Origin of the sequence: Pyxidicoccus caerfyrddinensis, from assembly GCF_010894405.1 — a bacterium.
Classification (GTDB): Bacteria; Myxococcota; Myxococcia; order Myxococcales; family Myxococcaceae; genus Myxococcus; species Myxococcus caerfyrddinensis.
In genome coordinates this window covers 354,731-380,573 of record NZ_JAAIYA010000011.1, presented here as the reverse complement: position 1 = coordinate 380,573, position 25,843 = coordinate 354,731, and the positions used below count along the sequence as shown (strand labels likewise).

26 protein-coding genes are annotated in these 25,843 nt (G+C 71.0%); 11 read left to right on the top strand and 15 right to left on the bottom strand.

What is annotated here, in order from left to right:
• Positions 1-4 precede the first annotated feature (4 nt).
• Positions 5-1,579 carry a methyl-accepting chemotaxis protein gene (locus G4D86_RS27465; protein ID WP_163996995.1) on the bottom strand — a complete coding sequence of 525 codons (1,575 nt, stop codon included), beginning with the start codon at positions 1,577-1,579 and terminating at the stop codon, positions 5-7.
• A 255-nt stretch (positions 1,580-1,834) separates the two neighbouring features.
• On the opposite strand from G4D86_RS27465, the gene G4D86_RS27460 reads away from it, so the two are divergent.
• Together G4D86_RS27460 and G4D86_RS27455 are read left to right on the top strand one after the other, a co-directional pair.
• Positions 1,835-2,206 carry an NADH-quinone oxidoreductase subunit A gene (locus G4D86_RS27460; protein WP_163996994.1) on the top strand — a complete coding sequence of 124 codons (372 nt, stop codon included), beginning with the start codon at positions 1,835-1,837 and terminating at the stop codon, positions 2,204-2,206.
• 6 nt (positions 2,207-2,212) lie between these two features.
• Complete coding sequence (locus G4D86_RS27455; RefSeq protein ID WP_163996993.1) at positions 2,213-2,776, top strand: NADH-quinone oxidoreductase subunit B; 564 nt, start codon at positions 2,213-2,215, stop codon at positions 2,774-2,776.
• Between the two features lie 93 nt (positions 2,777-2,869).
• Here G4D86_RS27455 and G4D86_RS27450 read toward each other — a convergent pair whose 3' ends face one another.
• Both G4D86_RS27450 and G4D86_RS27445 read right to left on the bottom strand, forming a co-directional pair.
• On the bottom strand, positions 2,870-3,262 hold the full coding sequence (locus tag G4D86_RS27450) for a PaaI family thioesterase (protein WP_275899149.1): 393 nt from the start codon (positions 3,260-3,262) through the stop codon (positions 2,870-2,872).
• Entirely contained in the window at positions 3,228-5,363 is a 2,136-nt protein-coding gene (locus tag G4D86_RS27445; RefSeq protein WP_163996991.1) for a sulfatase-like hydrolase/transferase, read from the bottom strand. The genes G4D86_RS27450 and G4D86_RS27445 overlap by 35 nt, the downstream gene beginning before the upstream one ends.
• Positions 5,364-5,487: 124 nt before the next feature.
• Here G4D86_RS27445 and G4D86_RS27440 point away from each other — a divergent pair, with 124 nt between their 5' ends.
• The 7 genes from G4D86_RS27440 (at position 5,488) to G4D86_RS27410 (ending at position 13,533) form a co-directional block, all read left to right on the top strand.
• Complete coding sequence (locus tag G4D86_RS27440; RefSeq protein WP_163996990.1) at positions 5,488-6,783, top strand: adenylate/guanylate cyclase domain-containing protein; 1,296 nt, start codon at positions 5,488-5,490, stop codon at positions 6,781-6,783.
• A 181-nt stretch (positions 6,784-6,964) separates the two neighbouring features.
• Positions 6,965-7,483 carry an NADH-quinone oxidoreductase subunit C gene (locus G4D86_RS27435; protein WP_163997054.1) on the top strand — a complete coding sequence of 173 codons (519 nt, stop codon included), beginning with the start codon at positions 6,965-6,967 and terminating at the stop codon, positions 7,481-7,483.
• 15 nt (positions 7,484-7,498) lie between these two features.
• Positions 7,499-8,755, top strand: a complete 1,257-nt coding sequence (gene nuoD / locus G4D86_RS27430; protein ID WP_163996989.1) for an NADH dehydrogenase (quinone) subunit D — start codon at positions 7,499-7,501, stop codon at positions 8,753-8,755.
• The gene (locus tag G4D86_RS27425) at positions 8,752-10,632 is read left to right on the top strand and encodes an NADH-quinone oxidoreductase subunit G (protein WP_163996988.1); all 1,881 of its coding nucleotides are present in this window, start codon (positions 8,752-8,754) and stop codon (positions 10,630-10,632) included. The genes nuoD and G4D86_RS27425 overlap by 4 nt, the downstream gene beginning before the upstream one ends.
• Positions 10,633-10,634: 2 nt before the next feature.
• Positions 10,635-12,086, top strand: coding sequence for a complex I subunit 1/NuoH family protein (locus tag G4D86_RS27420; RefSeq protein WP_163996987.1), 1,452 nt, complete (start codon positions 10,635-10,637; stop codon positions 12,084-12,086).
• A gap of 45 nt (positions 12,087-12,131) precedes the next feature.
• Positions 12,132-12,923 carry a NuoI/complex I 23 kDa subunit family protein gene (locus G4D86_RS27415; RefSeq protein ID WP_163996986.1) on the top strand — a complete coding sequence of 264 codons (792 nt, stop codon included), beginning with the start codon at positions 12,132-12,134 and terminating at the stop codon, positions 12,921-12,923.
• 241 nt (positions 12,924-13,164) lie between these two features.
• Entirely contained in the window at positions 13,165-13,533 is a 369-nt protein-coding gene (locus G4D86_RS27410) for a (2Fe-2S) ferredoxin domain-containing protein (RefSeq protein ID WP_163996985.1), read from the top strand.
• A 1-nt stretch (position 13,534) separates the two neighbouring features.
• Here the strand turns inward: G4D86_RS27410 and G4D86_RS27405 are convergent, their stop codons facing one another.
• Positions 13,535-16,072, bottom strand: coding sequence for an adenylate/guanylate cyclase domain-containing protein (locus G4D86_RS27405; RefSeq protein ID WP_163996984.1), 2,538 nt, complete (start codon positions 16,070-16,072; stop codon positions 13,535-13,537).
• 162 nt (positions 16,073-16,234) lie between these two features.
• Between G4D86_RS27405 and G4D86_RS27400 the strand changes: the two genes are divergently transcribed.
• Entirely contained in the window at positions 16,235-17,098 is an 864-nt protein-coding gene (locus G4D86_RS27400) for a hypothetical protein (protein ID WP_205519757.1), read from the top strand.
• Between the two features lie 15 nt (positions 17,099-17,113).
• Here G4D86_RS27400 and G4D86_RS27395 read toward each other — a convergent pair whose 3' ends face one another.
• The 8 genes from G4D86_RS27395 to G4D86_RS27360 form a co-directional block, all read right to left on the bottom strand.
• Complete coding sequence (locus tag G4D86_RS27395; RefSeq protein WP_163997052.1) at positions 17,114-18,022, bottom strand: hypothetical protein; 909 nt, start codon at positions 18,020-18,022, stop codon at positions 17,114-17,116.
• Positions 18,023-18,208: 186 nt separating this feature from the next.
• A complete protein-coding gene (locus G4D86_RS27390) occupies positions 18,209-18,505 on the bottom strand; it encodes a YtxH domain-containing protein (RefSeq protein ID WP_163996983.1) in 297 nt (98 codons plus the stop codon).
• A 50-nt stretch (positions 18,506-18,555) separates the two neighbouring features.
• Positions 18,556-19,002 (bottom strand): hypothetical protein, encoded by a 447-nt coding sequence (locus tag G4D86_RS27385; protein ID WP_163996982.1) that lies wholly within the window; start codon positions 19,000-19,002, stop codon positions 18,556-18,558.
• A 29-nt stretch (positions 19,003-19,031) separates the two neighbouring features.
• Positions 19,032-19,232, bottom strand: a complete 201-nt coding sequence (locus G4D86_RS27380) for a hypothetical protein (RefSeq protein ID WP_163996981.1) — start codon at positions 19,230-19,232, stop codon at positions 19,032-19,034.
• A 50-nt stretch (positions 19,233-19,282) separates the two neighbouring features.
• Complete coding sequence (locus G4D86_RS27375; protein WP_163996980.1) at positions 19,283-19,504, bottom strand: DUF3618 domain-containing protein; 222 nt, start codon at positions 19,502-19,504, stop codon at positions 19,283-19,285.
• Positions 19,494-19,955 carry a phage holin family protein gene (locus tag G4D86_RS27370; protein WP_163996979.1) on the bottom strand — a complete coding sequence of 154 codons (462 nt, stop codon included), beginning with the start codon at positions 19,953-19,955 and terminating at the stop codon, positions 19,494-19,496. Before G4D86_RS27370 ends, G4D86_RS27375 begins: the two co-directional genes overlap by 11 nt.
• A gap of 142 nt (positions 19,956-20,097) precedes the next feature.
• Entirely contained in the window at positions 20,098-20,862 is a 765-nt protein-coding gene (locus tag G4D86_RS27365) for an endonuclease/exonuclease/phosphatase family protein (RefSeq protein ID WP_163996978.1), read from the bottom strand.
• A 9-nt stretch (positions 20,863-20,871) separates the two neighbouring features.
• A complete protein-coding gene (locus tag G4D86_RS27360; RefSeq protein WP_163996977.1) occupies positions 20,872-21,399 on the bottom strand; it encodes a hypothetical protein in 528 nt (175 codons plus the stop codon).
• Between the two features lie 302 nt (positions 21,400-21,701).
• On the opposite strand from G4D86_RS27360, the gene G4D86_RS27355 reads away from it, so the two are divergent.
• Entirely contained in the window at positions 21,702-22,718 is a 1,017-nt protein-coding gene (locus G4D86_RS27355) for a M23 family metallopeptidase (protein ID WP_163996976.1), read from the top strand.
• A gap of 6 nt (positions 22,719-22,724) precedes the next feature.
• Here G4D86_RS27355 and G4D86_RS27350 read toward each other — a convergent pair whose 3' ends face one another.
• The 3 genes from G4D86_RS27350 to G4D86_RS27340 all read right to left on the bottom strand — a co-directional run bounded on the left by G4D86_RS27350 (position 22,725) and on the right by G4D86_RS27340 (position 25,839).
• Complete coding sequence (locus G4D86_RS27350) at positions 22,725-23,522, bottom strand: enoyl-CoA hydratase/isomerase family protein (protein ID WP_163996975.1); 798 nt, start codon at positions 23,520-23,522, stop codon at positions 22,725-22,727.
• Positions 23,456-24,172 carry a TetR/AcrR family transcriptional regulator gene (locus tag G4D86_RS27345; protein ID WP_163996974.1) on the bottom strand — a complete coding sequence of 239 codons (717 nt, stop codon included), beginning with the start codon at positions 24,170-24,172 and terminating at the stop codon, positions 23,456-23,458. The genes G4D86_RS27350 and G4D86_RS27345 overlap by 67 nt, the downstream gene beginning before the upstream one ends.
• A gap of 122 nt (positions 24,173-24,294) precedes the next feature.
• Positions 24,295-25,839 carry an Ig-like domain-containing protein gene (locus G4D86_RS27340; protein WP_163996973.1) on the bottom strand — a complete coding sequence of 515 codons (1,545 nt, stop codon included), beginning with the start codon at positions 25,837-25,839 and terminating at the stop codon, positions 24,295-24,297.
• Positions 25,840-25,843: the final 4 nt, after the last annotated feature.

Below are 25,843 nucleotides of genomic sequence, written 5' to 3'. Positions count from 1 at the left end.
AGCGCTAGCTCCGCGTCGTCTTGAAGCGGCTGGTGACGGCGGTGAGTCCCTCGGCCACCGCCTGCAGGTCCTGGGCGATGCGGGTGGTGCGCCCGGTGGCATCCACGCCCTGCTTCACCAGCTCCGCCACGTTGCGCGCGCCCTGCACGGCCTGCTCGCTGGACTGGCGCTGCTGCCGGGTGGCGATGGTGATCTGCCGCGCCGCCTCGCTGGTGCCGCGCGCCAGCTCCACGATGCGCTGGAACACGGAGGAGGCCTGCTCGGCCACCTCCACGCCGCGGTCGCTGGTGGCCATGCCCACGCGCGCCTTGGACGCGGCCTCCTCGCCGGAGTCCTGCACCTTCTCGACGATGCGGGCGATGTCACGCGCGGAAGCCGACACGTTCTCCGCCAGCTTGCGCATCTCCGCGGCCACCAGTGAGAAGCCGCGTCCCACCTCGCCCGCCTTGGTGCCCTCCAGCGCCGCGTTCAGCGCGAGCAGGTCCGAGCGCTCCGCCACCTGGTTGATGACCTGGGCAATCTTGGAGACCTGCTGGAGGTCCTGATTCAGTCCGACAATCGCGTCCGCCACGCCCTTGGACTCGGTACGGATGTCGTTGATGCCGGCGACCACCTGGGCCACCACGGCCATGGCCTCGGCCACCGCTTCATGCGTGCGGCGCGCGGCGGACTCCACCACCTCGGTGGAGCTGGAGATCTGCTCCGCCGTGCGGCTCAGCTCCTCGAACGTCGCGGCAATCTGCTGCGCGTAGGCGGCCTGCTGGCTGATGACGTGCTCCTGGTCCGCGGACGCGCCCAGCAGCCCGCGCGACGCGCCGGAGAGCTGCTCCGTCCGGGACATCAGCTCCATCACCGTGCCCCGCAGCGTGCCGAGCATCTGGTTGAAGGACTGCGCCATGAGCCGCACCTCGCCCGTGGCCGGCACGTCCAGCTCCCCGCGCGACATGTCCCCGCGCGTCACGTCCCGCACCACCTCCGTCACGCGCGTCACGGGCTCGACGATGTTGCGGCTGATGAGGAACGCCAGCAGCAGGCCCAGGAGCAGCGCGCCAGCGAGCCCCGCCACCGCGGACCCGTGCATGTCCGTCACCGAGAACACCGCGGCCTCCACCCCGAAGACCGCCGCGTAGGTGAGGTTTCCGCTCGCGCAGCGCACCACCACTTCGCCGCGCGCGAGCGAGCGGAACGACATGCACGCTTCGTCGGAGACCGCACCGGCGTACTTCGCCCTGACGTCCGGGGGCAGCTTGCCGTGCTCGAACACCGGCTCGCCATCCAGTGGACGGAGCAGCGCCTGGTAGCGCACCGAGAAGCCGCTGGTCCCGTCCGGCGAGGTGGGTGACTCGAGCCGGCCGAGCACCGCCGCCAGCGCATCCTTGTCCAGAGCGCGCTCCGCCGCGAGCAGCACCGGGTGCTGCGCCATCAGCAGCCCCACCACGCGCGCGCGCTTCTCCAGCAGCTCCAGGCTGACTTCGCGCTGCCGGGCGGGGAAGTACACCGCCGAGAAGAGGACCACCGCCAGGCAGGGCACCAGCACCGCGATGGCCACCTGCATCCGCAAGCTGAGCCGGCCCCACATGCCTGTCTTCTCCCCGGTTGGGTGATCCACGCCGACGCCGACGTCCGGCGACGCTAGGCGTCCCTTCGCGGAGCGTCAAACACGCCCCCGCCCTCCCCACGGACGGGCCGGCGGGCGCCGGCAGGCCGGGACGGGGGGCTGGGAGAGCGGGCCGACAAGCTCCGCTTTTCGTCGTCATCTCAAGGGGTTGCAACGACGGCCGAGGGGACTTTCCCTTTGACATGGCGAGGGCGGTGTCATTAGGTTCCGCGCGCGATGACTCCCACTCCACTCTCGCCCTACCTGCCGCTGGCAGTGGTTCTGCTGCTGGCCGGTGGCATGGCGATGCTCATTCCCCAGATCACCACCCGCCTGGGGCCCCGGCGTCCGAGCGCCATCAAGTCCACCAGCTTCGAGGCCGGCTCCGAGTCGACCGGCCCGGCACGCCAGCGCTTCGCGGTGAAGTTCTACGTGGTGGCCCTGCTGTTCATCGTGTTCGACGTCGAAGCGGTGTTCCTGTACCCCTGGGCGGTCAACTTCAAGGCGCTCGGGTGGTTCGGCTACCTCGAGATGCTCATCTTCGCGGTGACGCTCGTGGTGGGCCTCATCTACATCTGGAAGAAGGGCGCCCTGGACTGGGAGAGCTGAGACAACATGGCTGACACCGACATTGCTCCTGTTCTGGCCACCCGCCGCGATGAGGCCATGGGCTTCTTCCAGCGGATGGTCTCCAAGGGTCTGGGCTGGGCCCGCAAGTACTCGCTGTTCACCTACCCGTACGCCACCGCCTGCTGCGGCATGGAGTACATGTCCGTGGCGGCCAGCCGTCACGACATCTCGCGCTTCGGCGCCGAGTTCCCCCGCTTCTCGCCGCGCCAGGCGGACCTCCTGATGGTGGTGGGCACCATCAACCTGAAGCAGGCCCCCATCCTCAAGCGCGTCTACGAGCAGATGGCCGAGCCCAAGTGGGTGGTGGCCTTCGGCGTGTGCGCGTCGTCGGGCGGCTTCTACGACAACTACGCGGTGCTCCAGGGCATCGACCGCATCATCCCGGTGGACGTCTACATCCCTGGCTGCCCGCCGCGCCCGGAGCAGGTGCTGGACGGCCTGATGCTGCTCCAGGACAAGATTGGCAACCAGGTGCACCGCATCGCGGACCGCGAGCAGCCGAACCCCACGGCCGCGCGGCACGACCTGCTGCTGTCCATGGGCAAGTAGCGAACCTTCACGCGCCCCACGCGCGGTAGTGACAGGGCCCCGTCGGCCTCCCCTCGAAAGAGCGGAGGCGCCGGGGCCCTGGCTTTTTCGCGGCTACCAGCGGTGGTACGCGGGGTGGCCCGGCTTCACGGCGACGAAGGTGCCGCGGCAGAGGGCCGTCACCTTCCCGCCCGCGGTGAGCGTGCCTTCAATCACGGCGCGGTCGCCTTGAATCTCCACCGGCTTCGCCTCCAGGTGCACCGGCCCGGACATGGGCGTGGGGCGCTTGAGGGTGATGCTGTAGTCGGCGGTGACGGTGCATGGGGGAGACTCCGCGCCCTGGTTCTTCATCAGGTGGTACGCGGCCGTCCAGTTGCAGTGGCAGTCCAGCAGCGCGCCGATGATGCCGCCGTTGAGGACGCCGGGGAACGCCTGGTGGTGCTCCAGGGGCGTCCAGTCCGCGACGACGAGGTCACCCTCCACGCGGCTGCGGATTCGCAGGCCCATCGGATTGGCCGGCCCGCAGCCGAAGCAGCTGTTGTGGGGTGCGTAGCGTTCCTGGAGGCTGGGACTGTCTGTTGTCGTCGACATGGCCCGCCACCTTACGCCAGCCGCCCTCCGGCGTAAGGCCCTGCACGGAGTCCAGCCACGCCTCCAGCGCGTACGCGTCCGGGCCTGCACAGTCGCCCTCGCACGTGCGCAGGACGCTTCCGTCCGCGCGTGGACTGTCCCTCATCCAGCGCCGCCCGTCGAAGGCTGCCGTGTCCTTCTCGCGGAGGATGGCGGCGTGGGCCTCCTCGCCCATCTCCACCACGCCGTCGGGGCGGATGCGGTACGCGTCGAAGGCGCGCGGCGCGCCGGGCCAGTGCCCCGCGTCGAAGACTTCCGGCAGCACGTGGGTGAAGCCCGTCTCCGCGTACAGCGGCAGGGGCTCGCGCGTCCCGCCGCGCAGCAGCGGCGCCAGCGTGGCGCCGTCTACCTCCAGCAGCGCGGGCAGGCCGGACAAATCCAACAGCGTGGGGCCCACGTCCACCAGGCGCACCAGCGCGTCCACCACCGCCGGCCCGCTGCCCCGCCCCTTCGGAGGCTTCACCGCCAGCAGCACCCGGTACTCCTCGTCGGACAGCCGAGCGCCGTGCACCGGCGTGGCACCCGCCAGGTCCGGCCGGTCCGCGTGGAAGCTCTCGCCGTGGTCCGACAGCAGGACGATGGTCGCGTCGTCGTAGCGCCCGGTGCGCTTCAGCGCATCCAGCACCTCGCCCACCTGCGCGTCGGCCTGCGCGAGCAGCTCGTCGTAGAGCGCCTCCGCGCCCTCGCGGCTCCAGCCGCCCTTCGCGCCCGGCGTCACCGGGGCGAAGTGCATGCGCAGCCGCCGCTCCAGCGGCTCCGTGGGCGGCACGAAGCGCCGGTAGAACGGGTGCACCGGGTCCCCGGGGAAGTGGGCCGCGGTGGCGTGGAAGGCGAACAGCGTGGGGCCCTGCTGGGACTCGTCCACCAGCCGGGAGGCCAGCCGCTCCGCGTAGCCCATCGGGTCATGGATGCCGGCCAGCGCGCGGTTGTCGATGAACTCGGGCACCCACGCGGCGCCGAGCGCGTGGTCCGCGAAGACGCCCACGGCCCGGTAGCGCAGCTTCTCCAGAAGGAAGTTCACCGCGCCGCGCGGCGGCTGCAGGCGGGTGGCGAAGCCGGACGCCGGCCCCTCGAAGTGGAAGCGCGAGCAGTCCGTGGCGAACACCGTGCGCCAGCCCGCCTGCGCGAAGGACTGGGGGACGGTGGGCTGCAGGCGCAGCCGCGAGTCCGCCGTCAGCGCGTAGCGCACGCCCGTCGTGTGCGGCCACCGCGCGGTGAGCAGCGAGCGCCACGCCGGCTCCGTCTGCGCCACGGACGTGTACGCGCGGGTGAAGAGCGTCGCGTCCTCCAGGAAGCGCTCCATGTGTGGCGCCACCTCGCCCGTGCCGCCCTGCGACTTCAGCCGGTCCGGGCGGAACGCGTCGATGCCGATGACCACCACCAGCGGGTGCCGCTCCCCTGCCCCGCCCCACCGCACCGCGCCTGGCAGCAACACCAGGACGCCCGCCACCGCCGCCCCCAGCGCCAGCGTCCGCCGGGGCACTCCGGAGCGCGTCATGTACAGCACGCCGTGCAGCAAGAGCCACGCACCCACCGCCGCGCGCGGATGCCAGGGCTGCCCGTGCTCCACCAGCCACGCCAGCAGCGGCCGCACCGCGGGCAAATCGTCGAAGAGGGCGGGCCGGGAGATGGCATGTCCCCACGCCAGCAGCCCGAGCAGCACCAGCCCCTCCGCCAGCTCCCTCGGCACGCTCCGCCGGGGCCCCCACGCCCGCGCCAGCACGGCGGCCGCCAGCGCGAGCACCGCCCCCGCCACCGCGTACACCGCCGCCACGCGCAGCAGCAGGCCCGGCAATATGGGGCGCACCGCCGCCGCCAGCGCCGCGTACGGGCCGTCCACCGGGATGTCCACGCCCACCAGCCCGGAGCTCAGCAGCAGCCACGACTCCCCGCCGAACAGCACCAGGCCCAGGGCCGCACCGGACAGCAGGCGCCACAGCAGGGGACGAAGGGTGCCGGACAGGGAGGGGGCGGACATGGGCCCGCGTCTACACCCAATGACCAGATTGCAACAACCACGCTACGGTTGAAGTACCCGGAGTCGCGAAACGTGCGTGGCCCGGGGGAGCGAAGCAAGATGAGGGGACTTGAGTGACCTACCCATGAGGCCGGGCACGGGGGGGAAGACCGTGCAGGCCCGCCAGCTCGAGGGCGGCCAGGACTCGGTGAGCCGGGCGCTGGACGCCGAGCGCCTGCGCAACGCCCGGCAGATGGCGGCCATCCGCTTCGTGGCCGTCACCCTCCTCTTCGCCGTGTCGGCGTACCTGGGGCGCGTCCGGGGGCTGGCCGACTGGGAGGTGTACCTCCAGACCTTCGCCCTCTACTGGCTGCTCACCGCGGGGGTGGCCGTGGCCGTGGTCGCCACCCCCCGCGTGGCCCGGTGGGCGGGCCTGACGCTGGCCTTCGTGGATGTGCCGGCGGTGTACTGGCTCCAGCACCTGGCCATCCCCGTGTCGCCCTCTCCCGGAGGGGTGGCGGGCTTCACGCTGGGCATCTATGCCGTGCTCGTGGTGCTGGCCGCCCTGTCCCTGCGCCGCTCGGTGACACTGGTGGTGACGGTGATTGCCGCCATCGCCGAGGTGCGGCTCCAGCAGGAGGCCGGCATCGGCGTGGGCGCCCAGGTGGCGGCGCTGGTGGTGCTGGGAGTGGCCACCGCCGGGGCCCGCCACCTGCTCAACCGCATCCGCGCCCTGTCCGCCGCCGTCTCCGAGGAGACGCTCAAGCGCGCCCGCCTCGGCCGCTACTTCTCACCCTGGGTGGCCGAGCACCTCCAGCACCAGGCCTCCCTCACCCCGGAATTGCGCGAGGTGACGGTCCTCTTCGCGGACATCCGCGACTTCACGGCCCTGAGCGAGCGCCTGCCCCCCGAGCAGGTGGTGGACATCCTCAACGAGTACTACGGCCGCATGGTGGAGGTGGTGTTCCGCAATGGCGGAACGCTCGACAAGTTCATCGGGGACGCGCTGATGGTGTACTTCGGCGCACCGCTGGACGACCCGAACCATGCCGCCAATGCCGTCCAGTGCGCCCTGGAGATGGTGGCCGAGCTGGAGGCCGTCAACACCGAGCGCGCCGCCCGGGGCGCCCCCGGCCTGCGCATGGGGGTGGGCGTCCACACCGGCCCGGCCGTCCTCGGCAACATCGGCTCCATCACCCGCCGCCTGGAGTACACCGCCATCGGCGACACGGTGAATCTGGCCAGCCGGATCGAGGGGCTGACCAAGAAGGCCGGCGTCCCGGTCCTCGTCTCCCAGGCCACCCGGGATCGCGCCGGCACGGGCTTCCAGTGGGAGCCCGTCACCCAGGCCCCGGTGCCCGGCAAGAGCCAGCCGGTGGCCACCTTCGTCCCCATCCAGGTCCCGGCCATGCTGACCGACACGGCGGGTGCGCCCCTGTGATCCATTCCCTCGCGCGGGGTGCGGATGGCCCCCTGGTCCCCGTTCACCCAACACGGGCTTCTGGGGCTCCTAAGTGGCCTACATGGTTGAGGGTTTACGTTGACGCCCCCCTCCGGGGGTCCTTATAACGCCGCGAATTCTTCTCCCTTCAGTCATTGGGTTCCCCTTGAGCACTTTCGCGTTGGACAGGGTCTCCGCCCAGCTCCCAGAGGCGGTGGCGGATCGCTACGTGGACCGGACGGGCGGCGCCTGGGCCGTGATCCATGCCGACTCTCTTCCGAAGGTCGCCGCCTTCCTGAAGAACGACCCGGAGCTGGAGTTCAAGCTCTTCGGCTCCATCGACGCCGTGGACCGCCTGCACCTGGCGGAGAACGACCCGCGCTTCGAGGTCGTCTACTTCCTCTACTCGCTCAAGCGGCACGAGCACGTGCGCCTCAAGGTGCGGGTGAGCGAGAGCCAGCCCGTGGTCCCCTCTCTGACGCCGCTGTTCCGGGGCGCCAACTGGTGGGAGCGCCTGACGTTCGACTTCTACGGCATCCGCTTCGACGGGCACCCGGACCTGCGCCGCATCCTCCTCTACGAGGAGTTCCAGGGTCACCCCCTGCGCAAGGACTACGCGCTGCGAGACCGGCAGCCGCTCATTCCCGAGCGCCCCATCAAGGACATCTTCCGCGGCCCCGGCACCAGCGGGCTCTCCTGATCTGCTGAGGACACCATGGCTGACCACGCCAAGCCCCACGCCCCCGAAACGCCCAATCCGGACACCGACGCGTACGCCCACGAGTCGGAGCTGGAGGCCCACCTCCAGACCAAGCGCATGGTCATCAACATGGGCCCCTCGCACCCCGCCACGCACGGCACCGTGCGCCTGAAGGTGGAGCTCGAGGGTGAGACCATCGTCAAGATCGACCCGGAGATCGGCTTCCTCCACCGCGGCTTCCAGAAGAGCTGCGAGAACGTCACGTGGACGCAGTGCCTGCCCTACACGGACCGGCTCAACTACCTGTCCGCGATGATGAACAACTTCGGGTTCCTCAACGCCGTGGAGAAGCTCATCGGCCTGGAGATTCCCGAGCGCGCCCAGTACATCCGCGTCATCGGCTCCGAAATCCACCGGCTGACGGACCACCTGACGTGCGTGGGCGCCACCGGCCTGGAGCTGGGCGGCTTCGCGCCGTTCCTCTTCGCCATGGAGTTCCGCGAGCTGCTCCATGACCGCACCGCCGAGCTGACCGGCGCCCGGCTGACCACCAGCTTCGGCCGCGTGGGCGGCATCAACCGCGACCTGCCCGAGGGCTGGATTCAAAAGGTCCACAAGTCGCTGGACCGCGGCATGGAGCTCATCGACGAGATGGACGGGCTGCTCACGCGCAACCGCATCTTCGTGGACCGCACCAAGGGCACCGGCGTCATCAGCGCCGAGGACGCCATCGACTTCGGCTACACCGGCCCGGCCCTGCGCGCCTGCGGCGTCAACTACGACATCCGCAAGGCGAAGCCGTACTGGGTCTACGACCGGTTCGACTTCAAGGTGCCGGTCGGCGAGCACGGCGACAACTACGACCGCTACCTCGTCCGCCTCGAGGAGATGCGTCAGTCCATCCACATCCTGCGCCAGGCGATGGACACCATCCCCGCCGGCCCCATCATCGTGGATGACTGGCGCATCGCCCTGCCGCCCAAGCCGGAGGTGTACGGCACCATCGAGGGCGTGATGTCGCACTTCAAGCTGGTGATGGAAGGCATCCAGGTGCCCGCCGGCGAGGTCTACGACTCCACCGAGGCGTCCAACGGTGAGCTGGGCTGGTACATCGTGAGCGATGGCAGCGGCCGCCCGTACAAGGTGCACGTGCGCGCCCCGGGCTTCCCCGTGCTGGCCGCGGTGCCGCACATCATCGAAGGCAAGATGCTGGCGGACCTCATCCCCACTTTCGACACCATCAACATGATCGGCGGCGAGGTCGAGCAGTGAGCGACAACGACACGAAGAAGCCCACCGGTGACGCGCAGACGCCTCCCAAGGGCGCGCCCACCGACACCCCCGCGGCGAAGATTGGCCCCGAGCCGTCCAACCCGCCCGCGGGCGCGAAGCTGGACAACCCGCCCGCGGCGGCCAGCGGCCCCACCGGCACGCCCAAGCCGCCGCCCCCCGCGGGCCCGCCGCCCAAGCCGGCGCCGAAGAACCCGGGCTTCGTCACCTTCACCGTCGACGGCCGCGAAGTCGTGGTGAAGCCGGGGACGAACATGATCGAGGCGGCCAAGCTGGTCGGCTCGGAGATTCCCTACTACTGCTACCACCCGCGGCTCTCCATCGCCGCCAACTGCCGCATCTGCCTCATCGAGGCGTCCAACGCGCCCAAGCTGGTGCCCGCGTGCCAGACGCCGATCGCCGAGGGCGTGGTCATCAAGACCACGACGCCCAAGGTGAAGGAGCAGCAGCGCTCGGTGATGGAGTTCCTGCTGCTCAACCACCCGGTCGACTGCTCCATCTGCGACCAGGCCGGTGAGTGCAAGCTGCAGGACTACTACATGAAGTACGACTACCGCCCCTCGCGCCTGGAGGGCGGCAAGACGCTCAAGAACAAGCGCAAGGTGCTGGGGCCCCGCGTGGTCCTGGACCAGGAGCGCTGCATCATGTGCACCCGCTGCGTGCGCGTGATGAACGAGGTGGCCAAGGAGCCGCAGCTGGGCGTGTTCGGCCGCGGCAGCCACGAGCGCATCGACGTGTTCCCCGGCAGCGAGCTGGACAGCAACTACTCGCTGAACACCGTGGACGTGTGCCCGGTGGGCGCGCTGCTCAGCCGCGACTTCCGCTTCAAGGCGCGCGCCTGGTTCCTGTCCGCCACCCCGTCGGTGTGCACCGGCTGCTCGCGCGGCTGCAACACCTACGCGGACTGGATGTCGCAGGACACCTACCGCTACCGCCCGCGTGAGAACGAGGCCGTCAACAAGTCCTGGATGTGCGACCAGGGCCGGCTCTCGTACAAGTCCCTCAACCTGGAGCGCGCGCTGCGTCCGCAGGTGGGCCGCCGCGCCGGCGCCGCCAGCGAGGCCGAGCCGGTGGTGACGCGCAAGGAGGCGGTGCAGGCCGCGGCCAAGGCGCTCAAGCCGCTGGTGGGCACCGCGCAGCTGGCCGTGCTGGCCTCGCCGGTGGCCTCCAACGAGGACCTGCTGGCGGGCCTCACCTTCGCCAAGGCCACGCTGGGCGTGTCCACGGTGTACGTGGGCGGCCGTCCGCAGGGCGCCGCGGACCACTACCTGATGACGGCGGACAAGAACCCCAACCGCAAGGGCCTGGAGCTGATTGCCCAGGGCCTGGGGCTCAAGCTCGAGTCCTTCGACGCGCTGTCCACCGCGGTGGGCGCGGGCAAGGTGAAGGCGCTGTACGCCATCGGCACCGAGGTGCCGGGTGACGCGGCGGCCTTCGCGCAGGCGGCGGGCCGGCTGGACGTCTTCGTGGCGCAGTCCACCAACGAGTCCCCCGTCACGGCGCAGGCCACGGTGCTGCTGCCGGCCTCCGTCCACGTGGAGGACGAGGGCTCCTTCGTCAACCTGGACGGCCTCATCCAGCGCTTCCGGAAGGCCTACCCGCCCAAGGGCGACGTGGTGCCCCACTGGCGCTGGGCGGCGGAGCTGACGCGCGAGCTGGGCGGCGAGGCCGCCTGGGCGTCCGCGCGCGACGTGTGGCGCGAGCTGGCCGGCAAGGTGGCCGCGTTCGCCGAGTTCAACTGGGACAAGGCCTCTCCGCCGGACCGGGAGAAGCCGGGCATCAATCCGCTGCCTGCGGGCGCCGACGGGCGTCCTCCGGGGTACCGTGAGTTCGGTACGCCCCGGGTGAGGGGTATCTAGCCATGAGCCGCGTACTGACCATCCTCACCGCCTGCGTCACCATCGTCGTCACCATCTTCGGGGTGGCGGCGGCGGCGTACGCCGTGGGCGGGCTGGTGGAGGAGCACGGGTTCGCCGGCGCCAGCCGGCTGACCAACATCCTCTTCCTCATCCTCGTCTTCGTGATGATCATTGCCACGCTCCTGACGATGGCGGAGCGCAAGTGGAGCGCTTACATCCAGGACCGCGTCGGCCCCAACCGCGCGCGCATCAACCTGCCCGGCCTGAAGAACCGCGCGCTGGGCGGCCTGCCGCACATCCTCACCGACGTCCTCAAGATGCTGACGAAGGAGGACCTCATCCCGGGGACGGCCAACCGCTTCCTGTTCAACCTGGGCCCCATCCTCGCCTTCGCCCCGGTCTTCGCCCTGTTCGCCGTGGTGCCCGCCGGCCCGACCGTGAATGTCTTCGGGCACCAGGTGGACATGGTGGTGGCCACGCCGGACTTCGGCATGCTGTACGTGCTCGCCATCGCCTCGCTGGCCGTCTACGGCACCGCGCTGGCGGGCTGGGCCTCCAACAACAAGTTCGCGCTGCTGGGCGGCGTGCGCGCCACGTCGCAGATGATTTCGTACGAGGTGGCGCTGGGCCTGTCGCTGGTGGGCCTGTTCCTCGCCTTCTCCTCCGTGCAGCTGCCCACCATCGTCGGTGAGCTGGGCTCGGCCGTCGCCAGCGGCACCGGCCAGGCGCAGTACCTGTGGCGCACCGACGGGGCCTTCGACCTCGGCCTGCCGGCGTGGGGCATCCTCCTCCAGCCGCTGGGCTTCCTCGGCTTCTTCGCCGCGTCCTTCGCGGAGACCAAGCGCGCCCCGTTCGACCTGCCCGAGGGCGAGTCCGAAATCATCGGCTACTTCGTCGAGTACTCCGGCATGAAGTTCGGCCTCTTCATGATCTCCGAGTTCGTGGAAGTCGTGGTGCTGGCCGGCGTGACGACGGCGCTCTTCCTCGGCGGGCACCACCTGCCCTTCGGCGGCGAGTGGCTGGCGAGCCAGCCGCTGATGCAGGAGCAGGGCTGGCTGTACGGGGCCATCCTCGGCACGGTGTTCTGGCTGAAGGTCGTCTTCCTCATCTGGGTGCAGCTGCTCATCCGCTGGACGTTCCCCCGCTTCCGCTATGACCAGATCCAGTCGCTGGGCTGGAAGATCCTCCTGCCCATGGGCCTGGTGAACGTGTTCGTCAGCGGCGCGCTGGTGCTGTGGGACCCGTCCCTGCGGGCGCTGGCCATCGTCGGCATGCTGGAGATTGCCTTCATCATGGTGCTGACGATGACGACCAAGGAACCGGCGGAGGGCGGGGCGCACGGCGGCGCCCATGGCGCCCACGGCCATGACGACCACGGGCACGGACTGCCCGCCGGCGCGCACGCGGCCCACGGCCTTCCGGCCCACGGCGCGGCCCCGGCCTCCACGCACTAGCTTCCCACCGGCGCTCCAGGCACACCGGGAATCGAGAACACCATCATGGCCTACAATGTGAGCAAGGACCCCCGCACGGACATCCGCGAGCGGGCGTACGTGCCCGAGCTGCTACGCGGGCTGGCCATCACGACGAAGCACTTCTTCCGCAACCTCTTCGGGACGCGTGACACCAACGTGTCGGTGGTGGACCGCAAGGGCACCAGCCTGATGACGACGGTGCAGTACCCCGAGGAGAAGCAGGTCTACCCCGAGGGCTACCGCGGGCTGCACCGGCTGGTTCCGCGCGAGGACGGCAAGCCGCGCTGCGTGGCCTGCTACATGTGCGCCACCATCTGCCCGGCGCAGTGCATCTACATCGAGGCGGGGGAGTACGAGGAGACGTCCGCCGAGGGCGAGTCTCGCGTCATCGAGAAGTTCCCCACCCAGTTCGTCATCGACGAGCTGCGCTGCATCGTGTGCGGCCTGTGCGTGGATGCGTGCCCCAAGGACGCCATCCGCATGGACACGTACACGCACACCCCTCCGGAGTACACGCGGCAGAACTTCGTGTACGACATCCCCAAGCTGCTCAAGGGGCCGGCGGTGTCCCACCCGTCGGACCCGTGGAACAAGCGCGAGGGCTCCGAGGAGCCGCACCACGCCCACAAGGAAGCCCACACCCGCATCGGCGAGGGCCTGGTGGAGCTGAAGCTGCCGCAGCACGGCAGCCTCGGCGCGGGCCACGGCCACGGGGGCCAGGGCAAGGCGACGCCGGGCGCCCAGGCGGGCGGGCATGGGGGCCAGACCGTCGTTACTCAGCAGGGTCCCATCCAGGTGACGAAGTTCCTCAAGTAGATCCGACTTCCTCACGAGCCCGTAGGGCTTCGTGACTGCCGGCCCGCCCCCCGCTCTCGCAGCGGTAGGCGGGCCGGTGCCTTTTCGGGGTGCAGGTGGTGACGATGAAGCTCTTCAATGGCCCTGGCGCCACACACGAGGACAGCCGTCTTCCTGGCCCGTGCGGAGTGCAGGCGGCCGTCGTGTGCCCGCGCCCGTCTGCTTTCAGACACGGCGCGGACTCCGTAGGGTGGGCGCACCCATGAAGCGTTACCGCCTCTCGGTGTGCAAGGGCTCCACCTGCAAGGCCAACGGCGCGGACGCCGTGTACGCCGCGGCGAGGGACACGCTGTCCGCGCAGAAGCTGGTGCCGCGCTGCGAGCTGTACCGCGGCGGCTGCTACGGCTTCTGCCACATGGGGCCCAACGTCGTCGTGCGCGAGGACACCGGCCGCAAGAGAGACCCGCTGTCCCCCGAGGACTACCAGCTCATGGGCTGGCCGGGCGAGGTGTACTACTCCCACATGACGCCGGAGAAGATGGGGCGCGTGGTGGAGGAGCACATCGCGAAGGACGCGCCGGTGAAGGAGCTGTTCGGCCAGCCGGACTCCGACTGCGACGACGACGGCTGACTCACGCGGCGGCGGCGGTGGGCCCCGACTCTTCCAGGCCGTGCACGCCGTCCCAGTCCGCGGGCGGCGGCGTGACGAGGTAGCGGCCACAGCGGCCCACGTACACGGCGGCGACGGTGTCGTGGAAGTCCATGCTGGCGCGCTCGAAGAGGGCGTGGGCCTCGGCGAAGCGGCGCTGGTGGTACGCGGTGAGGGCCTGCTCGTGGAGGGCCAGCTGCTCCTGCATGCGCGGGGTGATTTCGCCGCGGCGCCCCAATAGCTCGTGGACGCGCACCGGCTGTGAGCGGCCCTTGAAGCGCACGTGGTCCACCATGCGGAAGACGTAGCTGTCGCTGGCGAGCTGCGCGGCGGCGTCCCCCACCAGCACCCAGGTGCCGTACACCTTGTTGACGGACTCCAGCCGCGCGGCGAGCCCCACCGCATCCCCGAGCACCGTGTAGTTGGACTTGAGCTGGCTTCCCATGTCGCCCACCACCACCTCGCCGGTGTCGATGCCGGCGCGGAAGCTGAGGCGGCGGCCGAACTTCTTCTCCCAGGCGTCCTGCTTCTCGGCGAGCACGGCGCGCAGCTTCAGCGCGGCCTCGCAGGCCAGGTGCGCGTGCCTGTCGGTGCGCACGGGCGCGCCCCAGAAGGCCATGACGGAGTCGCCGATGTACTTGTCCACCTGCCCCGCCGTGGAGCGCACCACCGCGGCCATCTCCGTGAGGTACTCGTTGAAGAGGCCCACGAGCTGCTCGGGAGTCAGGCCCTCCGACAGGCGGGTGAAGCCCTCGATGTCGCAGACGTACACGGACATCTTGCGGCGCTCGGGGCGCATCAGGTTCAAGTCACGCGACACCAGCCGCGCCACGTCCGGGCTGACGTAGCGGCCGAGCGCGTTGTGGACGAAGTCGCGCACCTCGCGCTCGGTGCTGAAGGCGTAGAGGAGCGTGACGACGAAGGCGCCCACCATGGCCATCAGCGGGCCGGCCATGGCAATCCACAGCCGCTGCTCGATGAAGACGTAGGAGGACACCGCCGCGTAGCCCGCGCCGGCCGCGACGAGCATGCCGACGTAGAGCACCGCGCCGCGCACCGAGCGCAAGAGGAAGCTGAGCGACAGCGCGAGGAACGCCCCGGAGAAGGCGAGCCCCACGGTGAGCATCAGGTCCAGGTCCGCGGGCGCGCGGGTGATGCCCTCCGAGCGGAGGATGTTGGCTAGCGCCTGCCCGAGGATGGCGCCGCCGGGCGTCTCCGGGCCAATGGGCGTGGAGCGCAGGTGGCCACCCTCCCCCGCCGTGCGGGTGAGGACGACGGTGCGGCCCTCCAAATCATTGTCGAAGCGCGCGGGGCGCTCGCCCGCCACGTCGAAGACGTTGAGCAGCACGTTCCACGCGCGGATGGAGCGGGCGAGCGAGCCACGTGAGCCCCGCCCCGCGGTGGGCGCGTCCCAGCGCAGCAGGCTGAAGCCCGACGCGTCCATGGGCACCGAGTACGCATCCCCCACGTGCAGCCGGCCGTCCGCGTAGCGCAGCGTGCGCGTGTTGGCCAGGCGCATGGCCGCGGCCAGCGGCAGCGAGGGCAGCACGTGCCGCTGTCCCCGGACGGTGAAGGCCACCAGCTGCGGCACGGCGCGCACCACCCCGTCCGGGTCCGCCGGGAGGGTGACGGAGCCGTAGCCGCTGCCACCGCCCAGCAGCGGGGCCACGGGGTGCTGGAGGTGGCGCACCTCCACCAGCTTCGTCGCGTCCAGCCCCTCCACCTGCACCTCCGCCAGCGACACGAAGAGGTCCGTGGGGCCCACGCGGTAGGTGTCGTCCGCGGCGCGGCGCTCTTCAATCGCGGCGGAGCCCACGCCCAGCCGCGTGCCCAGGCCGTGCCCGTCCGCCTCGTCGGTGGCGCCGCCCCACACCTCCACCTGGTTGCCGGCGGGGATGAGGAACGCGGGGCGCTGCACGGCGAGCACGGCCTGCGCGCGGGTGCGGGCCTCGGCCGGAGTGGCGTAGGTGCCCAGCTTCACGCGGTACGGCCACAGGCGGCTCGCGGGCGGCAGCACGCGGGCGCCCTGGGACTCCCATGAGAACGAAAGCAGCGCGCGGCCGGGCTCGCGGTCCAACAGCGCGCGGAAGGCGTTGTCGTCGCCGGAGGGCGCCTGGGGGGACAGCTTCGGGTCCACGCAGGCGCTGGGGCTCAGCTCCGGGAAGGGCAGGTCCACCAGCACCAGCAGGGCGCCCTCCTCCACCAGCCGGTGCACCATGCCGCCCACCAGCTGGCGCGGCCACGGCTGCGTGGCGACGCCCGGCCGGTCGTCCTGGCGGGCCTCGGCGAGCGTCTCGTCGTCGATGGCGACCACCACCGCTTCGTCCGGCCGCTCGGAGCGCTCGCCCAGCTCGCGCACGCGCCAGTCGTAGGAGGCGCGCTCCCACCCATCCAGCCACGCCTGGGCGGTGTCGAAGACGGCGGAGGGAGCCCAGCCGGAGGCCTCATCCTTCGGCTCCGCCAGCCCGGGCGCGCGCAGGTAGACGAGCAGGCCCAGCACGCAGCCGAAGCTGACGGCCATGAGGAGCGAGACGCCGAGCCTCTTGAGGAAGCGCCGGCCTGCGGAGTGGACGCGGTGACCTTGCACGGAGCCCGGAGGATACCCCGAGTCCGGCCCCGGCGCGGGCGCTGTCGTGCGCGCCTGCTATGCTCGGCCAACTCGAAGTACTTCTGGAAACCACCGATGAAACGCCTCCTGCTATCCGTCGCCCTCGCCGCCTCCTCCCTTGCTCCCCTGGCCTGCGACCTGGAGAAGACGGGGAATCAGCTCTCCGCCGACCACGTCATGGTCGGCACCCTGCTCTCCACCCCGCAGGTGGACGTGTCCGCCTCCGCGCTGGCCGGCTACGACGCCGGGACTTTCGGCGCGGACGGCGGTGACGTCATCTCGCTGCCGGCGCAGACGGCGGCCGCCGTGTTCCTGGGCACCCGGTCCGGGGAGAACTCGCAGCCGTCGGGTGTGCCGGGCGCGTCCGTCACCGTGCTGCCGGTGGACGGGCAGGCCACGACGCTGACGGAGGACGGCGCGGGCAGCTACAGCCGCACCAGCGTGGGCGAGGAGGGCTTCCAGTACCAGTCCGGCGCGACGTACCAGTTCATCGCCGCGCAGGGCGGCACGCGCTACGTGGGACAGGTGGACAACGCGCCGGTGAAGGAGGTCATCTCCGCCTTCCACCCGCCCGAGGGCTTCCTGCGCACCGACGCGAACACCGCGCTGGCGTTCGACCGCGTGGCGGTGGCCGAGGGCCAGGACCGCACGCTGGGCTTCGTCACGGTGGTGCCGCTGAGCGCGGAAGGCGCGCAGGGCGAGCCGACGTACACCAACGTGCCCAAGACGCCCCTGCAGTTCCTCCAGCTCGTGGGCCTGCCCGGCCCGTACCGCGAGGCCCGCGTGACGATTCCGGGCACCGCGTTCCCCGCGCGGAACCAGACGTACCTCGTCATCTTCCAGGCCGTGCGCCTGGGCGGCGCGGAGTCCGACAACCTGTTCCTCGGCAGCGCGCTCCTGGCGGGCACCGCCGAAGTGGGCGTGGTGCGCACGCGCTGAGGCCCCGCGCCGGACTCAGCCCGCCTCGAGCTCCAGGTCGATTCGCCCCTCGAGCTTGAGGCGCAGCAGGTGCCCCGCGAAGCGCTCCGCCTCCTCGCGGGTGAGGACGTTGCGGAAGCCAGCCCCTTCCGCCACCTCCACCTCCAGCACCGCCCCGCGCTGCAGGAGGCGGAAGAAGTCCTCGCCTCCACCGGGGCGCGGGACGAACACGGGCAGGAAGCCCTTCAGCGGCAGCACCTCCCCTGCCCCGCGCACCCGCGCCTCCAGCCCCGCCGCGTCCGGGCGCACTTCGGCCGGAGCCACGCCCTCGTCGGGGTAGAGGGGCGCGGGCGACAGCGCCACGTCCTCCGTGGAGTCGTCCAGGAGGAAGCCATGGCGCGAGGGAATCCGCCCGCTGAAGAGGAAACACAGCAGCACCGGCGCGTCCCCGGACACGCGCTCCACGTGGAGGATGGAGCGCTCCGCCCCCACGCGGCGCAGCAGCAGCGTCAGGCGCGGGCGGCTCGCGGAGAGGTGGCGCTGGATGCGGTCCTTCAGCGTGGTGCGCAGCTCCGTGAAGGCCGCGCCGTAGCGGGCCTCGCCTTCCGCCTCGCGCTGGGACAGGGCCTCGCGGGCGGTCCCCAGCTTCGCCTCGGCGTCGCGCACGAAGTCGCCCGCGGACGGCGTGGACGGCACCAGGCCCGGCCCGTCCGGAGTCGACGGCGGCACCAGCCCCGCGGCGCGCACCGCGCCCAGGAGGAAGGAGCCCTGCTGGTCCAACCGCTCGCGCTCCTCGCGCAGGCGCGCGCGGAAGGTGGCGTGGTCCAGCTTCAGCTCCAGCCAGGCCTCGTAGCCAGACTCGAGCGTCTCCAGCGCGCGCAGCCGCGCCAGCGCGGCGTCAGGGCCCGCGCCGGCCGCGGACTCCACCCCGGGCAGCCGTGACATCTTCTCACTCACGCTTCCGACTCTAACCGCCCCGCGACGCGAAGGCCCTCACGCGATGCGGACTCCGGCACGAGAAAGGCCCTCCCAGCGCCCTGCCTGGCCGCCCCGCAACGAGAAGGCCCCCATCCGGTGCCGGCATCGGCACGAATGGAGGCCCTCGCGTGAAAGGCGACTGCTCGCCTGGACTCAGGTGTTGCGCGTCGGCGACGGCGTACCCTGCTGCTGAATCGTCTCGCTGACGCGGCCCACGGTGTTGTTCAGGTACTCCTGGCCGCTCGCCAGCCGCTGCTTCAAATCATCCCGGAGCTGGTTGCCCGGCTTCGGCGCCAGCAGCAGTCCCAGGCCCGCGCCCACCAGGATGCCCGCCGCGAAGGCGCCCAGCACCGGCAGGAGCGTTTCCGTCGTGTCGCGGCGGGTCTCCAGGCCGATGAGGTTCAGCAGGTCGTCCTTGTCCATCTTCTTGAGGGTGTTGAGGTTCACCATTCTGTACTCCAGGGGTGGGTACTGCGACGGCAAGTGGGAAAGCGCCCAGCCTAGTAGCTGGGAGGGCGCGGAGTGCCAGCGTTCGTGGCGTTCGCCGAGGTGGAGCTCTCCGAGCGCCCCCCGCCGGCCATGTCACGGCCCGCCTGGTAGCCATTGAAGGCCTGCTCGGCCATGCCCATCAGCTCGTCCTTGACGAGCGGCAGCGCGGCCAGCCGCACGCCCAGGCGGATGATGCGCGCGGTCAGCGGCGTGAAGAGGCCACCGCCCAGCACGTAGCCCACGCCTATCGCGGCCGCCATCATCCCGTACGGGTTGCGCTCCACGCGGCCGCGCAGGTCCAACGTCTGGCCCAGGTCGGTCACCGCGCTGCGCGCGTCCGTCCAGAGCTGCTGCGCCTCCGAGCCAATCTGGTCCACCCGCTGCCCGAAGCCCGCGTCGGAGCCGTTGTTCTGCGCCTGGGGCGTGCCGTTGCCCGTTGCACCTGGATAGGTCGTCATGAATGCCCTCTCGTGTCCTTCGGAAACGCTTAGCGGCGCGAGGCGATGCGGCCGACGAGGAAGCCAATGGCCACCGCGCCCAGCAGGCACGTGCCCGGATTGGCCCGGATGAAGCCGACGACCCGGTTGTTCATGTCCACCAGGTTCTGCCGGGCCTCGTCGATCTGCGGCACCACGCGGTCCTGGAGCTGCCGGGCCCTGTCGGCCATCTGCTGCGGATTCATCTCCATCGAAGCCATCTCCTCTTTCAGGGGGTGAAACTTGGGAAGTGTCGCGCGAGCTACCGGCGCGAGCCCAGCCAGAAGCCCACGACAAAGGCCGCGCCGATGCACGCGTGCGGATGACGGCGCACCCACTGACGCCAGTCGGCGGCCACGGCCACCTCCTCGCGCAGGGCACTCACGGACGTGGCCAGCTCGGCGCGCGTGCGCTCGATTTCCGCACGAAGCGCGGCGGCATTCTGCGGGCTGGCGGACTTGGGCAGTCCATTGCTAGCGGCCATTCTGCGGCTCCTCGAAGAATTCGCTGTTGGCGCCCCGGAGCGTATTCACGGAGGCGGCCGGCGCGGAGTGGGTGAGCGCGGCCATGCTGCGCGACAGCTCGCTCGTGCTGTCGTCCATCATCCGGCGCGTCTGGAGCCGCTTCACCGCCCAGAGCGCGCCACCGATGCCACCCGCGAGGTTGATGAGCCCCACCCCGCCGAGCGCCCCGGCCCAGCCGAGCCACGTCGACAGCACCGCCGCGAGCGCCCCGCACACGAAGGCATAGCCCACGAGGATGAAGGGCACGAAGGCGGCAATCATCGCCACGTCCAGGCCGGTGGCCTTCACATCCTCCGCGAGCTCCAGCCGTGCCAGTTGCAGGTGCTGTGTCACCAGGCGGCTGAAGCCGTCCGCCATGCGCCCGACGAGCGCGGAGATTCCGCGCTCGGTCTGTTCACTCCCCACTTGCATTTGCTTCTCCGGCCGGCGCCCACGTCCTCACGGGTGGGGGCCAACCTAGGCACCCCACCTCCGCGCGACAACCACGTCACTGCGGATCTGTCCGGCGTTCGCAAGCGTCGGCCACTGAACGCGCCCACCGGCACCCGCAAGGCTAGCCGATGAGCTGCACGGGCGGAGAGAGGGGGGCCTCCACATCCATGGGCGCCTCGAAGCGGAACACCAGCGGCAGGTGGTCCGACGCCACCCGGCTCATCTCGGTGCGGTGGGGGTGGACGTCCACCGGGCGCACCCCCGCGTCCACGTAGATGCGGTCCAACCGAAACATGGGCATCCGGGTGGGATACGTGCGCGCCGCCGCCCCCAGCTCCAGGGCCACGTCGCGGATGGCCTGGCGCACCAGCGACGGCACCGGCCCGTTGCCCAGGTAGTTGAAGTCCCCGCACACCACGAGCGGGTCCTTGCGCGCGGCCTCGCGGAGGATGTCCGCGGACAACAGCAGCGCCTCCTGCCGGCGCCGCTCCCCCAGCCTCAAGCCCAGGTGCAGGCTGAAGACGTGGAGCTGCTTGCCGTCGCCCAAGTCGAGGTCGCACCGCAGCGCCCCGCGCGGCTCGCGGCGTCCCACGCTCAGGTCATAGTTCTTCGACTTGAGGATGGGCAGCCGCGAGAGAATCGCGTTGCCGTAGCGCCGGCCGTTGCGCACCACGTTGGGGCCGAACGCCATGTGCATGCCGAGCAGGTCGGCCAGGTGCTCGGGCTGGTCCTCCCGCGGCGTGACATTGCGGAAGTCCCCCACTTCCTGGAGCGCGATGATGTCCGCGTCCACCTCGCGGAGCACCGTGCCCACGCGGCCCAGGTCGAACCGGCCGTCCGTCCCGATGCCGCTGTGGATGTTGTACGAAACGAGGGTCAGCTCCACGCGCGCGGCTCACCCGTTGACGAGGTGGAAGCGACGCGCCGCGAGCCTCGCCACCTCCAGGGGGAGCGACGCCAGCCGCGTCACCGCCTTGGCCGCGTCTCCCAGTCCACCCTGGATGGCCTGCAGCTGGCGCTGCGCCTCGTCCATCAGGTCCCCCAGCCGCCCGCGCGGAGGCAGCTCCTTCGTGGGCGGCAGCGCGCCAATGGGCGCCGTGCCCCCGATGACGGGCGTCTGGGCCCGCAGGGAGGCCGCGCGATTCTTCACCTTGCGCGAGGTGAACTCCGGGCCGTGGGAGAACTTGGCGTCGGGCTCGGGGCGGGCCAGCTCCTCCAGCTCCGCCTGCATCTGGTGCGCCTGGTAGAGCTCCTCCGTCTGCGCGTGGGCCTTCCCGTAGTGCACGCCCTCATGGCTGCCCATCTGCTCTGGATGGGCGCCCGCTTTCTTCAAGCTCGCCTTGTCCTCATGTCGCAGGCTGCGCTTCTGCGCGGGCAGCGTCTTCGGGACCTGGAAGTGGTCGTAGCTATAGGAACGGGGCATCCGCGAATCTCCAAGAATCGAGTCCGTCCAGAAGCTAGGGAGCGCGCTGGTCCCAGGGTACGCCTTGACAGCACATGCCCCGCCCGCTCGCTCCCCCTCCAACCCTGCGGGCGGCGCGCCTTGCGTCTCCCTTCGTCCAAGTGCCGACAATGTCTGGCGGATGGCGGTCTGTCGCCGAGCAGACAACGAAGCGTGTGGCGGCAGGCGGCGCGGCGGGCGCTTCCGGGGAGAGGAGCAGGCGTGCGGCGACTTCTCTCGTCACCGCGGGAAGAGGACGCGCTCGCGTGGTGTAAGAACGGCCCATGCCTCCGCTCCCCGCTGGCCGGAAGTATTCCGCTTCGCCCTACCTGCTGCTCGCCCTGCTCGCCCTCGGTGCGAAGGCCCGGGCCGCCGCGCCGTCTCCGGCGCCCGCTCCCTCGGCGTCCGCTCCCTCGGCCGCCGCTCCCGTGCCCGAGTCGCAGCCGCTCGCCGAGGGCCGCCCCCTCTTGTCGCTATTGCCCGGCGCGGCCAAGCCCGGAGACCCGGTGCTGGTGATGGTGCGGGGCATGGCGGAGCTGCCGTCGGGCACGCTGGCGGGCCGCGCCCTGCGCTTCTTCCCCTGGGGTGAGGGCTTCCTGGCGGTGACGGGCCTGCCGGTGGAGATGGCCCCGGGCACGGCGGCCGTGAAGGTGCTGGGCCCCGCCGCGCCGGGCGCCGCGCCGCTGGAGCTCACGGGCACGCTGGACGTGGTGGAGCCGGGCTACCCCGCGCGCGAGCTGAAGGTGTCCGGCAAGTACGTGGAGCCGCCCGCGAGCGTGAAGGCCCGCATGGCCGCGGACCGCCGCGCCTTCGCGCAGGCCTTCTCCCAGCCCTTCGCCGCGCCGAGCTTCGAACAGAACTTCGCCTGGCCGCGGCAGGACCGCATCACCGCGCCCTTCGGCGACCGCCGCACCTTCAACGGCAAGCTGTCCAGCCAGCACTTCGGCGTGGACATCGACGGGGACCCGGGCATGCCCATCCTCGCCGCCAATGACGGCGTCGTGGTGATGAGCCGCGACAACTACGCCTCCGGGAAGACGGTCATCATCCACCACGGCGCGGGCCTCTACACGTCGTACTTCCACATGTCCCGCATCGGCGTGAAGAGCGGCACCCGCGTGAAGCAGGGCCAGAAGCTGGGCCAGGTGGGCAGCACCGGCCGCGTCACCGGACCGCACCTCCACTGGGGCGTGAAGGTGGATGACCTCTGGGTGGACGGCGAGCAGCTCCTGCGCCTGGACTTCTTCCCGCCCGCCACGCCCGGCATGGCCTCCGGGTCCACCCAGCTCGGCACGCCGTAGCGCGCGTCAGCGGTCGTGCCACTTCGGCGGGCGCTTCTCCAGGAACGCGGAGATGCCCTCGCCCGCGTCGTCCGCGAGCACGTTCAGCGACAGCTGCGAGGCCAGGTACTCCAGCGCCGAGGGCAGCGGCAGGTCCTCGGCGGTGAAGAAGGCGCGGCGCCCCAGCGCCAGCACCGCCTGGCTCTTGCCGGCCAGCTTCCCCGCCAGCGCCCCCACCGCGGCGTCCAGCTCCGCGGCCGGCACCACCCGGTTGACCAGCCCCAGCGCCAGCGCGTCGCGCGCCGGCAGCCTGTCTCCCGTGAGCACCAGCTCCAGCGCGCGCTTGCGGCCCACGTGCCTCTGGAGCAGCGCCATCATCATCATCGGGAAGAGGCCCACGTCGATTTCGGGCGTGCCGAAGTCGGCGCCCTCCACCGCGACGGCCAGGTCGCACGCGAGCACCAGGCCCAGGCCGCCCGCCAGCGCGTGCCCGTTGACGCGCGCCACCGTGGGCTTGCGCGCCTCCTGGAAGCGCGAGAGGAGCTTCCCGTAGGAGCGCCGGCCCTCGTGCGTGGAGAGGAAGCCCTCGTCCCCGGCCATCTGCCCCAGGTCTCCACCCGCGCAGAAGACCTTCTCGCCCGCGCCGGTGAGCACCACCACGCGCACGGCGGCGTCGGCGTCGGCGCGCTCGAGACCCGAGATGAGCCCCCGCACCACGGCGGGCGACAGCGCGTTGCGGGCCTTCGGTCGGTCGATGGTCAGGTGCGCTTGGGCGCCCTGGACTTCGTAGCGGACTTCTCCGGCGGCTTCTCCGACGACTTCCATGTGGGCACCTCTTCGCCATGGGCGCCCGTGAGGACGCCGTAGAGGAAGGAGTCGGCAATCTGCGCCTTGGCCCGCTCCAGCGCGGCGACGTCGCGCGAGTCGGTCAGCCCCACCACGAAGGCGGTGAGCCCCATCTCGATGTTGCCGAAGAGGAGCGCCGAGGCCAGCTGCGGGTCCATGTCCGCGCGCAGCTCCCCGGACTCCTTCGCCTGGGCGAACAGCCCCGAGCTCAGCCGGATGGCGTCAACGAAGGCCGTCTGCCGGTTGATGCGGGAGCCGGCCGGGCTGCGGGCAATCTCCAGGATGAGGACCTTCACCGCGCGCGGGTCCACGCGGTAGGCCTCGAAGGCCACGTCCACGATTCCGCGGACCCTCTCCGCGAGCGTGCCTTCCGTCTCCACCACCGCGCGCACGCGCGTGACGAAGCCGCTCCAGCCGGTGTCGAACACCGTCTCCAGCAGCTCATCCTTGTTCTTGAAGTAGTGGTAGACGAGCCCGTACGCGACGCCCGCCTCCTTGGCGACGTCCGCGATACGGCAGCCGTGGTAGCCCTTGCGGGCGAACACGTCGATGGCCGCGCGCAGGATGGTGCGGCGCCGCTCGCTCTCTCGCGAGCCGTTGTCCGCCGCCGTCTTGCTCTGCTGACCCACGACGTCCTCCCCCGGGGGTGTTGATTCGCCAATCGGCCGGGGGGCCGACCCTACGGAGGGAGGGGCCCCGGGGTCAATGCCTTGTTGCGGCATGCCCCGGGCCCCTGCTTGCGCACCCTCGGCTACTTCACGACGCCTTTGACGGTGGGACCGACGATGCCCACCTTGTGGCCCTCGAGCTGGGCGGCCGTGTAGTAGCAGGTCGGCGACACCTCCCAGGGCACGGGCGGGTTGCTCTCCGGCGGCGGGGCGCCGTCGGGCGGCTGCTCGTGGACGTCGTCCACCGAGTAGCTCTCGAACTTGAAGGAGGGGTACGTCAGCGCGATGCCGGTGATGGTGGGCGCCACCTCCACGGGGCCGGACGCGCCGCCGGTGCAGCCGTCTTCGTCCGCGTTCTGCGCGATGCGGTTGTACCAGGGGTCCGACACGAGGAACTGGACCGCCTGCGAGCCGAAGTGCTCGATGATGAAGGTCGTCGGGACCACGTCGGGCAGCGGGCGGATCTGCCGGAAGACCTGCGGCGCGTCCAGCGCGTGCGGCCAGCCCGTCCAGAGGATGCGCTCCTGCACCCAGATGAGCGTGGAGGCGTCGAACTTGCCGTTCTTGCCGTTCCACTTCCCGTCGCCGTTGGTGTCCACGTAGCGCTCGTGCGGGTCCCACGTGCCGTTGTCGTTGTTGTCGACGAAGGGCTCCGTCAGGTCATCGTAGTTTTCGCCCGTGTCCCACTGGCCGTTGTTGTTGTTGTCGTCGTACGCCTCCTCACCGCTCGTGATGGCGATGATGGAGACGAGGTTGTCGCGCGGGTTGTTGACGATGCCCGGCCGGATGGGGTCATTGCGGCGCGGCTCGGGGCGATCCTCGTAGGGACGGGGCGTCGTGCCGAAGGCCGCCAGCGGGTTCTCCTCCCAGAGGAAGGGGTGCATCCACAGCGGGGCGACGTACTCACCCGTGTGGGTGACGTCCTTCACCGGCTGCCAGGTGAACGTCGCCGGGGCCACGTCCTCCGGCAGGGGGAACGAGGACTTGTAGAGGGCCTCGGCGTTGCCCACCACGTCCGTGGAGGACACGGCGCTGGGACCGATGGTGCCCGCCTCCGTGAGGAAGGACACCTGCGCCCCGGTGATGCCGTCACCGTTGCGGTCGCCCACGTGGGCGATGCAGCGCACCTTGACGCCGGCGATGAGGTTGCGCGTCTCGTCCCACGCGCCAATGGCGTGGTGCAGGCCGGAGCCGGAACCGGAGAACGAGCCGCACTGGAAGGTCAGCTGACGGGAGCTGGAGTTGGCGCCGGCGAAGCTCACCACCGGACTGACGGCCGTTTTCGTCTCCTCGCCGCCGGTGGCGGTGGCCACCACGACGACGGAGGCCACGCGGCCGCCCCGGGCCACCACCTGCACGGAGACGACACCGTCCCCGGCGTTGGTGGTGCCCTCGTCGGGCGACAGCTCCACGCCGGGCACGTCTGACTGCAGCGAGAAGGAGACCTTCGTGCCCGCCTGAGGCTGGCCACGAGAATCCACCGCCCGGAAGCGCAGCGTGGTGATTTCTCCCAGTCGCGGCTGCGCCGGTGACTGGTCCACGAACTCAAGTGTGGCGGGGGCTGGCGGCGAGCACGCCACGAACACCACGCTCGCGAAGGCCACCCATGGGGCCAGACCCGGACGCATCAGC